This window comes from Bacillaceae bacterium S4-13-56, from assembly GCA_040191315.1.
Classification (GTDB): domain Bacteria; phylum Bacillota; class Bacilli; order Bacillales; family JAWJLM01; genus JAWJLM01.
On sequence record JAWJLM010000017.1, the window covers coordinates 56,348 to 66,498 of the forward strand.

Consider the following 10,151-nt stretch of genomic DNA (forward strand, 5'->3'; position numbering starts at 1 on the left):
TTGGTTCAAGCCCTTTAGGCCATACCCTTGGGCACTAACAATCAGTGGGGGATGGCCACTGATTGAAGTTTCACTTTATGATCACGAACCAGCCAAAACTATATAAAACTGTATTAATAAAAAAATATAGTGTAAGCGCTTTCTGTATTATGCGATTAAACCACCTATTTTGAATAAGATTAATCATTACAAATCTCTTTTTAGACTATTACAGATAAAATCAACCAGTGATACAGTTGTAAAAAAGTGTTGTCTTTTCTAGAATTTGCTCGTAAAATAGACTATATACAACATTCGGAAAATTGAGACAGTTAATAGCTTAATATGAACCTCAGAACGAAAAATTGAAAGGAGGGAACTAAACATAAAACACTAGACTGTATCACATAGCAAAAAAACAATTCTATGACTCTTTTAAGGAGGTTATCTAATTAGATGAGAAAATCACTCGAATGGATGGTTGGTGGACAACAAGGGGAAGGGGTCGATTCTACAGGAGAATTATTTGCAAAAACTCTAGTGAGACATGGATACTCGGTATCAACTTATAAACAGTTCATGTCCCGAATAAAGGGTGGGAATACGAACTATAAAATCAAAGCGACTGCAGAACGAAATTATTATTCCGGTGACGGTATCGATATTTTGTTATGTCTAGATAAGGAAACTCTTCCGCGCAACGAGTCAACTCTTAACAAAGGAGCCATCGTGATCCAAGAAGGAAAAGAAATCGCAGTTGAGCAAGCCCAAAATCAAGAAGGGATACCTTATACCATTTTTACCGTACCTTTGAAAAAAATAGCAACCGACCTTGGAAATCCTTTAGCGAAAAACATGATCGCGCTCGGAATTAGCGCAGCTTTAGTCGATCTCCCACAACAATCCTTTAATAGTTTAATTGAAGACATTTTCGGTAAAAAGGGAGCCGAAGTCATTAACTCCAACCAGAAAGCCGTAGGGAAAGGTTTTGAGATTACTAACGAAAATGTAGCCGATAAGGTGGAAGGAGTTGTTCCTCCAGTCTTAGAAAAACAGCTCTTCATGTCTGGTAACGAAGCAACAGGATTTGGGAGTTTAATGGCCGGATGTCGATTCCTTAGTGCTTATCCGATTACACCAGCTAGTGAAATCATGGAATGGCTGTCCGCAGAACTCCCAAAGGTAGGCGGAACCGTCATGCAAGTCGAAGATGAAATCGCAGGAATTTGTTTTGCAATTGGAGCAAGCTACTCAGGAACAAGAGCCATGACCTCTACTTCAGGACCCGGACTAAGCCTAAAAACTGAGGCTATGGGCCTGGCAGGTATGAGTGAAGTGCCGATCGTTATCGTCAACTCCCAACGTGGAGGGCCATCCACTGGGTTGCCAACAAAACACGAACAAAGCGACATATTCCATATGATTTTTGGAAGTCACGGCGAAATCCCAAGAATCGTACTGTCACCTGCGACTATTGAAGATGCCTTTTATGCCGCCGCAGAAGCCTTCAACCTAGCTGAAATCTATCAATGTCCAGTTCTGATCGCACTAGATCTCGGCTTATCTATGAACAAAATGACCATTCCATCCTTTGATGGAACTCGAGTTGCAATCGATCGTGGAAAACTTTTAACCGACGAAGAAGCCAAGAACTACAACGAAACACACTTCAAACGCTATCGTCTAACAGAAGACGGCATCTCACCAAGACCACTTCCAGGAATGCCACATGCCATACACACCACAAGCTCCAACGAACACGATGAAAGCGGCTATATATCCGAAGACCCAAAAAACCGTGTCCAAATGATGCGCAAACGTTTAGAAAAAATTAGACACGCAATGCTAGAAACTCCGTTTAAGTACCGTCCTGGCCAAGGGGATGGCAGTGCCGACGAGTTCGTGCTCATTGGTATGGGGTCAACCTATGGCGCGTTAGAGGAGGCTGTAGCGCAACTGAATGAAGAAGGCGTATTGAGTGCCTCCCATTTGCACATTCAGCAACTTTATCCATTGCCACTTGATCAATTGGAGCCACTTTTGGCAGGGAAAACAGTCATTACGGTAGAGAACAATTATAACGGACAATTGTTGCAGTTGTTGAAGCAGTATATACCTATTCATAATCAGGCCAAAGCAATTACACAGTATGACGGAAATCCGTTTACAGTTCGTTCCATAGTTCAGCAAGTGAAGGAGATGGTAGCATGGCAACATTAAAAGATTTACGAGGGGATCAGCCTACATGGTGTCCAGGTTGTGGTCATTTCAGTATTATGACGGGGATTCAAAAGGCGATTATTCAGCTGGGATATGAGCCCCATGAATTTGCGTTAGTCTCCGGAATAGGTTGTTCAGGAAAAGTGTCTGAGTATGTGAGGACGAACGGATATCATACCATACACGGTCGTTCCATCCCTGTGGCACAAGGTGTCAAGATGGGGAATCCCGATTTAAAGGTTATCGCATCTGGTGGTGATGGGGATGGTTATGGAATTGGTCTTGGGCATTTCATTCATGCCTCCCGTCGTAATTTGGATATCACTTATATTGTTATGGACAACAATATTTATGGATTAACGAAAGGGCAAACCTCTCCTCGAAGTGAGCATGGATTTGTTACAAAAACAACAGCGGACGGTAATAAGGAGTATCCTGTAGATCCAATTACAACATCCATTGCCAATGGGGCAACTTTTGTCGGCCAGGCGTTTTCGGGTAATATTAAACAAATGGTTTCTATTATTGAACGTGCCATTGAACATAAGGGCTTTAGTCATGTGAATGTTTACAGCCCATGTGTCACTTTCAATAAAATTAACACCTACGAATTTTATAAAGAGAATCTAGTGGAAATTGATGAGCCATTTGTAGACCGTTCAGCAGCAATCGCTAAAATTCGAGAAGAACGCGGCCTAGTCACTGGAGTCCTTTACGAAGAAGAACGAGCCGACTACCAAGAACAACTCGGAATCGACTTCGACATGCAATCCACCCAAAACGGAAGCATGAACCAAGAACTCCTCCAAACCATCCAAGCAAAATTTCAATAGTGTTGGTAGGGACGGTTCTCACCAACACACCCAAACCTTGATATGACGGCATTTCACCATTTTGAAGCGTGTTGGTAGGGACGGTTCCGACCAGCACGCTTCTTATTTTTTTGCAAATGTTTCACATTATCTACCATTAAAAGTGGTGAATTTTGTTAGAAAGTATTATATGATAGATTTGTTTCCAACTATCATTTGCACCCCTTTTCTTAAACCACGTAATTTCCACGTCGACTCAACTCTATCCTCCACTCCACACTTCTTACTGTTAGGAGATCCGAACAACCACCCAGCGCACCCAACACAGGCCACGCACCCAACACAGGCGCGCAACCAACACAGGCCACGCACCCAACACAGGCCACGCACCCAACACAGGCTGTGCACCCAACACAGGCCACGCACCCAACACAGGCCACGCAACCAACACAAATAGCCTAACCCAGCACACCCAACCAACGCACCAACCCAACTCAATCAAAGAAACCACAACAAAGAGCATTCCCCCATTATCTAACTCATTTTTTACTTCAAAATTTTTCAAAAAACTAAATAGGTAGGTGAATCAATGACTCGATCTGCAAGAATTAAAAGTAAATCCGGCATTTATCATGTAATTCTTAGAGGTGCCAACAGGCAAGAAATTTTTCATGATGATGAGGACCGCATGAAATTCCTTCGAATTATGGGGAGATATAAGAAGGAATTTGAGTTACATTTTTATGCTTGGTGCCTAATGAACAACCATATTCACCTCTTGATGAAGGAGGGGAATGAGTCGATTTCTGACACTATGAAGAGGATTGGTGTTTGCTACGTTTCCCACTATAATTGGAAATACAAAACGTCCGGCCATCTCTTTCAAGATCGATTTAGGAGTGAAGCTGTTGAAAGTGAGCGCTATTTACTGGAGGTTATTCGGTATATCCATCAAAATCCGGTGAAGGCGGAGATGGTTGAATTTCCTGATGATTGGCGGTGGAGCAGTTGCCAGGGCTATTATGGGAAAGCTGAAGCGATAAGGGGGATTTTGGATGGAGAGTGGATCCTCTCCATGTTTTCGGATAGAAAACCTATTGCGAGAAAAAGATTTATGGAATTCAACAGTCAGAGAACGGCAGAGCAGTGCTTGGAAGATGAAGCTCCACGAAAAAGAAGAACCGATGATGAGGCTCGTGAGACAATAGTTCGGCTCATATCCCCTACCAAAATTCCTCATGTAAAAGTTCTATCAAAAGAGGAAAGAGATAACTTGTTATTCAAAATCACAACACATTCTGGACTTCCTCTAGTTCAAATTGGTAGAATCCTTGGAATATCTCCCAGTCTAGTTTCAAAAATCAAAAAAAATAAAATGATTTAGTTTAGTGTATTTGAAAGAGATTGAAAGGACTGAAAACCTTTATGAAACCTCAATTTTCACGGTGAGAACCGTCCCCACCAACACGGGCACCAGCAAAGTATTAGAAGGAAGGGATACTCATCCTGAAGTGGCTCCTCATCCGCAGCTTCCAGACGATACACGCTTGTGGGCAGCCCTCCAATCGGTAAGTGGCGGAACTTGGCGAGGAAGCGTCTATGACACGGATCGAATTTTGGAAGTTTTAGAAGCGGGAATGAAGGCATTAGCGAACCGCTAAAGAGTAAAAAGTGAAAAAAAAAAGATTCCTCATTTTGCTTTTGAGGAATCTTTTTTTATACAAGATAAGAAAGCAAATTTGTCTAGCTCCAGCGAAAAAGCATCATCGAGTGATCTTCGAAGTTTTTGCCCCGAGTAATCGCACGAAGGAAAGCGACTTAGAGCTTCTTCGCATAAACAAGCGCTTTTCTTATTTCGAGGGACAATGGTACTATCTAAATCATCAGATCAATGATTCAAAAAAGCATGAAAACGGAAAAAAGTTTCTTTTACAAGAATGATTTTAAATTTAAGTGGAATACTTCAGTTATATTCGAAAATCTAATCTTTTCAATGAGTGTGTTGGTGAGAACCGTCCCTACTAACACGTTACAAGTGTCATATGATGAGAATGACAGATGTGTCTTTTTTGGTTTGGTTAAAACACATACGATGGTAGTAGCTTACATTAACTTTTGTTGAATGCTATATTGGGAAATGGGGTATTGTGTTGAGTGAACATGGATTGAAAATTGGGAATATGAAACCGAAGTATCCAATTGTCCAAGGAGGCATGGGAGTTGGGATATCGCTTAGTAAACTAGCTGCGGCGGTAGCAAATGCTGGTGGAATTGGAACCATATCAGGAACGGGGATTTCCGTAGAAGAATTAAGGTTTCATATAAGAAAAGCAAGAGAACTTACAAATAATAAAGGATACATTGGAGTAAATGTACTTTTTGCCATGAATGATTTTGCTGAGAAAATGAAGGTAGCTATGGAAGAAAAGGTAGATTTCATTGTTTCAGGTGCTGGAATTTCTAGAGATATGTATGCGTGGGGTCGTGAATATGATGTGCCTGTCATTTCTATTGTTTCCTCTGCGAAACTTGCGCGACTATCTGAAAGGTTGGGAGCGGCTGCTGTCGTTGTAGAAGGACATGAAGCAGGAGGGCATCTAGGGACAGATCGCCCACTTTTTGATATTTTACCTGAGGTGACAAAAGTGGTAAACATCCCTGTCATAGCAGCTGGAGGAATTTTAACTGGGGAAGATGTTGCGAAAGCTTTCCGTTTGGGAGCATCTGGTGTGCAAATGGGTACACGATTTGTTGCAAGTGAAGAATGTGATGCACCAAATTCATTCAAACAAAAATATGTGGATGCGAAGAAAGAAGATACGGTTCTGGTTAAAACTACCGTGGGTCTTCAAGGGAGAGCGATCAAAAACAAATTCATAGAAAAAATCAGTGATGGAAGCAAGCTAAAAATCACAAAGTGTTATGACTGTTTGAAAAACTGCTCCTACCAATTCTGCACCTTAGACTCTCTATTTAAATCAATGGAAGGAGACGTTGAGGACGGACTCGTGTTTTCCGGAGCGCGTGTGCACGAAATTAAACAAATCATACCTGTAAAGCAAATTATAGAGGGAATAATCTCAGAATGGCAAAGTGTTAGTGGGGACGGTTCGCAAATAAAAAAAGCTGTCGTATCATAATGTTAATAGATAACGAAAATAACCTCCTGTGTAACAGGAGGTTATTTATATAATGTTTATTTTGGTTTGGACTATAAAAATCCACCATTTGTGTTGGTGAGAACCGTCCCTACCAACACGCTAAATGACTACTCCTCCGTCTACGCTAAGGACTGTGCCTGTAATGAAACGGGCTTCATCGGAGGCTAGAAAAGCGTAGGCGTTTGCGATGTCTTCTGGAAGTCCTAGGTCACCAAGGACGGATTTTCCTTTCATCATATCAAGTACTTTGTCTGGCATTTTTTCTGTCATTGGGGTCATTATAAATCCTGGTGCTACTGCATTCACGCGAATTTTATTTTTACCAAGCTCTTTTGCCCAGCTCTTCGTCATACCTATTACGCCCCATTTAGTTGCAGCGTAGTTTGTCTGGCCAAAGTTGCCGTATAATCCAACAACAGAAGATGCATTCAAAATGACTCCGCCGTTTTGCTCCTTCATTACCTTAGCTGCAGCTTGACCCACATTGAATACACCTTTCAAGTTAACATCAATGACACGATCCCATTGTTCCTCTGTCATCTTTACTAAAGTTGAATCAGCAGTAATTCCTGCATTGTTTACTACTACATCGATACGACCATATTGATCAACTACTTTTTGAATTAATTCACTTACTTGTTCGCGGTCTGCTACATTTGAAACAATTCCGATTGCTTTCCCGCCTGCTGTTGTAATTTCATCTACAGTCTTATTGATATCGCTTTCATTTACATCAGTAACAACTACAATTGCCCCCTCAGAAGCAAATTTTTCCGCTGTTGCTGCGCCGATACCACGACCTCCACCAGTGATAATGGATACTTTATTTTCCAATCTCATCAAATAGCCCTCCTAAAATATAAATCTATTAATATATATGCAAAATTCGTGCCAATAAAGTCCCTAACAAAAATTAATTTTGCGATGCGCTTATAGTGAATGTCTTTAGTTGCCCCTACGCAAATAGAAAAGTTTTAGACTATCTATCTGACCAACGCTAATCTACCTAATAGGCTGTCGTTTTTTAGATCAGTGTACAAATTTCATACACTTTCAAATTGAGGAATATATAAAACACTTACATTCCTTGGTTCTTATTCTTGGTACATTTTTTGCATGATTAAGATTAGAAAAAAAGAGGAGGTACAAATGAAGTGAGAGAAGTAGTTATTGCTAGTGCAGTTCGAACACCGGTAGGCAGCTTTGGTGGAGTTCTTAGAGATGTATCCGCCATAGACCTTGGTGTGGCAGCAGCAAAAGAAGCGATGAAACGAGCCAACATCCAACCGGACCTCATTGATGAAGTACTAGTAGGTAATATTTTGTCTGCAGGATTGGGTCAAAATGTGGCTAGGCAGATCGCTATTCATGCAGGAATTCCAGAAACAACACCTGCGATGACCATCAACAAGCTTTGTGGGTCCGGGTTGCGTACCGTGAGTATGGGAGCACAATTTATCATGCTTGGAGATGCTGATGTTATTGTGGCTGGTGGAGTAGAAAGTATGAGCAATGCCCCCTATCTATTACCAAATGCGCGATGGGGATATCGCATGGCTGACGGGAAAATTGTGGACAGCATGATTAATGATGCTTTAATAGATGCCTTCAATGGCATACACATGGGAATCACAGCTGAAAATATCGCCGAGCAATGGGGATTGACTAGAGAAGAGCAGGACCAATTTGCAGCTGCTAGTCAACAAAAGGCAGAAAAAGCTCAAAAAGAAGGGCGCTTTAAAGAGGAGATTGTGCCTATTGAAGTTCCGCAGCGTAAGGGCGATCCTATTATTGTCGATGAAGACGAGTATCCAAAACATGGAACCACTGCAGAGAAACTCGCTAAGCTCCGTCCAGCCTTCAAAAAGGATGGAACGGTGACAGCGGGAAATGCTTCAGGAATCAACGATGGAGGAGCTATGGTCGTCCTCATGTCACGTGAAAAAGCAGATGAATTAGGAATAAAGCCTATTGCTGTAATAAAATCTTACGGTTCAGCTGCCCTTGATCCGAAAATTATGGGCTATGGCCCTGTTCCAGCTTCTAAGAAGGCACTTGAGCGTGCGGGACTAACCGTTGCTGATCTTGATTTAATTGAAGCAAACGAAGCATTTGCCGCTCAATCCTTAGCGGTTGTAAAAGACTTAGAGCTTGATCCGGAAAAAGTAAATGTAAATGGTGGAGCCATTGCCATTGGCCACCCTGTTGGAGCATCTGGAACACGGATTTTAGTTACCTTACTTTATGAAATGATGAGGCGTGATGCGAAACGTGGACTTGCCACTTTATGTATTGGTGGAGGACAGGGAGTTGCCTTAGTAGTTGAGAGACCTTAAGCAGAAAGTATTTTACATCAACGTTATATGGGATTTAAGTGTGTTTTAATATAAGGAAGGGAGCTGATTCTTATTCCACACATTACAATTAATGATTACAAGTTGTTTTATGAGGAGTTCGGAAATTTAGAGTCAAAAGAAACCATCGTTTTTTTTAATGGGGTTATGACATCGACTAGTAGTTGGTATGGTTATTATCCTGTGTTTGAAAAACTAGGCTATCGTATTCTACTGCATGATTTTAAGGGGCAAATTGGATCGGATAAACCTAAAGGTCCTTATACTTTCAATGAACATGCTCAAGATGTGAAGCATTTGATTGACCATCTTGGTATTGAAAAGGTGCACTTAGTCGGTACTTCCTATGGGAGTCAGGTTGCCATGAAATTTGCCGTTCACCATCCTGAAGCAGTAGCCAGCCTTACCATCATTGATGGAGCTAGTGAAATTGATGAAACCAGCCGTCTGTTTGTGGAAGGATGGAAGTACTTAGCCATGCAGAAAAAAGGAGAAGAATTTTTTTGGGGTGCTGTTCCTTCCCTTTATTTTAATGATTTTGTTGCTTCAAATAAGCCATTCTTAGAAGAACGTGCAACTAGTTTGAATGAGATTGATGAAAGCTTTTTTGATGGCCAAACTTATCTATATGATACTTTTGTTCAAGACTCAAATTTCACGGAAGAACTTGAGAAAATCCAATGTCCATCTCTAGTTATTTGGGGAGAGCAAGATCTTTTAACGCCTAGAAAATTCTCTGAAATCCTTGTAGAAAATATAGCTGACACAGAATTTGTTATTGTTCCGAACAGCGGTCATGTTACTATTTTTGAGCAACTAGAAACGGTGAGAACATTGATGCTAGGCTTTGTTGTAAAACATAGCTCTATATTTTAGAAAACTCGCCTTAAGGGCAAAGTTTTCTGATAGTATCTTAATAAATTTAGTCGGTTGATAGTATAAGTCAAACTAAGTCTTGCACTACAGAATAAAAGGGATTCTTGAAAGCGTATTTTGCTTTCAAGAATCCCTTTAACAATAAACAAAGTTTTTTTAATAGTATCGAAATTTATAAATTGCAGTAATAAAATCGTATTCCCTATTTTGAAAGATAATAAAGTATAAAATTTGTCTAGCTCCAGCGAAGAAGCTTCATCGAGTAATCTTCTAAGTTTTTGACCCGAGTAAGGAAAGCTACTTAGAGTTTCTTCACAGAAACAAGTGCTTTTCTTGTTTCGAGGGGCGCCTGCGCTTTTCTTAACAGATAGGAAATCATTATGGCTCGCTTCGCGGAGCCACCATCTACCATGAAAATGGATTCCTAATCAAATAAGGAGTATAAATCTTGTTCATCTTTGGGAATACCTTTAATAACAATATGACCAGGTCGAAATATACATTGGTGGATCCTGAAAAAGGATACCCTGCATAAGAAACGGGTTGTGCCGATATAGAAGTAGCATCTATTGTGACTTGATCACGTATACAAAAGTTTTGCAGGGTCTGTTTTCATACAAAAGTATAAACTTTCCTATCTGCATAAGTGCAACAAAGGCATTCGCCACAAAGGCTTGGCGAATGCCAAGTTTTCTAATAGAAATAATATTAAATTAATCTTTAATTGTGGGCTGTTCTGAAAGTATTTT

General features: G+C 40.7%; 7 protein-coding genes and 1 pseudogene. 7 read left to right on the forward strand and 1 reads right to left on the reverse strand.

Features of this window, described 5'->3' with window-relative positions:
• Positions 1 to 435: 435 nt before the first annotated feature.
• The 5 genes and pseudogenes from RZN25_07000 (at position 436) to RZN25_07020 (ending at position 6,151) form a co-directional block, all read left to right on the forward strand.
• Positions 436 to 2,199, forward strand: coding sequence for a 2-oxoacid:acceptor oxidoreductase subunit alpha (locus RZN25_07000; GenBank protein ID MEQ6376575.1), 1,764 nt, complete (start codon positions 436 to 438; stop codon positions 2,197 to 2,199).
• Positions 2,187 to 3,032 (forward strand): 2-oxoacid:ferredoxin oxidoreductase subunit beta, encoded by an 846-nt coding sequence (locus RZN25_07005; GenBank protein ID MEQ6376576.1) that lies wholly within the window; start codon positions 2,187 to 2,189, stop codon positions 3,030 to 3,032. Before RZN25_07000 ends, RZN25_07005 begins: the two co-directional genes overlap by 13 nt.
• A gap of 568 nt (positions 3,033 to 3,600) precedes the next feature.
• Positions 3,601 to 4,395: a transposase gene (locus tag RZN25_07010; protein ID MEQ6376577.1), complete on the forward strand. Its 795-nt coding sequence runs from the start codon at positions 3,601 to 3,603 to the stop codon at positions 4,393 to 4,395.
• Positions 4,396 to 4,486: 91 nt separating this feature from the next.
• Positions 4,487 to 4,672 (forward strand): annotated as a pseudogene (locus tag RZN25_07015) (hypothetical protein).
• 519 nt (positions 4,673 to 5,191) lie between these two features.
• The gene (locus RZN25_07020) at positions 5,192 to 6,151 is read left to right on the forward strand and encodes a nitronate monooxygenase (GenBank protein MEQ6376578.1); all 960 of its coding nucleotides are present in this window, start codon (positions 5,192 to 5,194) and stop codon (positions 6,149 to 6,151) included.
• A gap of 120 nt (positions 6,152 to 6,271) precedes the next feature.
• Here the strand turns inward: RZN25_07020 and fabG are convergent, their stop codons facing one another.
• Positions 6,272 to 7,012, reverse strand: a complete 741-nt coding sequence (gene fabG, locus RZN25_07025; GenBank protein ID MEQ6376579.1) for a 3-oxoacyl-[acyl-carrier-protein] reductase — start codon at positions 7,010 to 7,012, stop codon at positions 6,272 to 6,274.
• A 314-nt stretch (positions 7,013 to 7,326) separates the two neighbouring features.
• Here fabG and RZN25_07030 point away from each other — a divergent pair, with 314 nt between their 5' ends.
• Complete coding sequence (locus RZN25_07030) at positions 7,327 to 8,508, forward strand: acetyl-CoA C-acetyltransferase (protein ID MEQ6376580.1); 1,182 nt, start codon at positions 7,327 to 7,329, stop codon at positions 8,506 to 8,508.
• A gap of 102 nt (positions 8,509 to 8,610) precedes the next feature.
• Entirely contained in the window at positions 8,611 to 9,402 is a 792-nt protein-coding gene (locus RZN25_07035; GenBank protein ID MEQ6376581.1) for an alpha/beta hydrolase, read from the forward strand.
• The last annotated feature ends 749 nt before the right edge of the window (positions 9,403 to 10,151 follow it).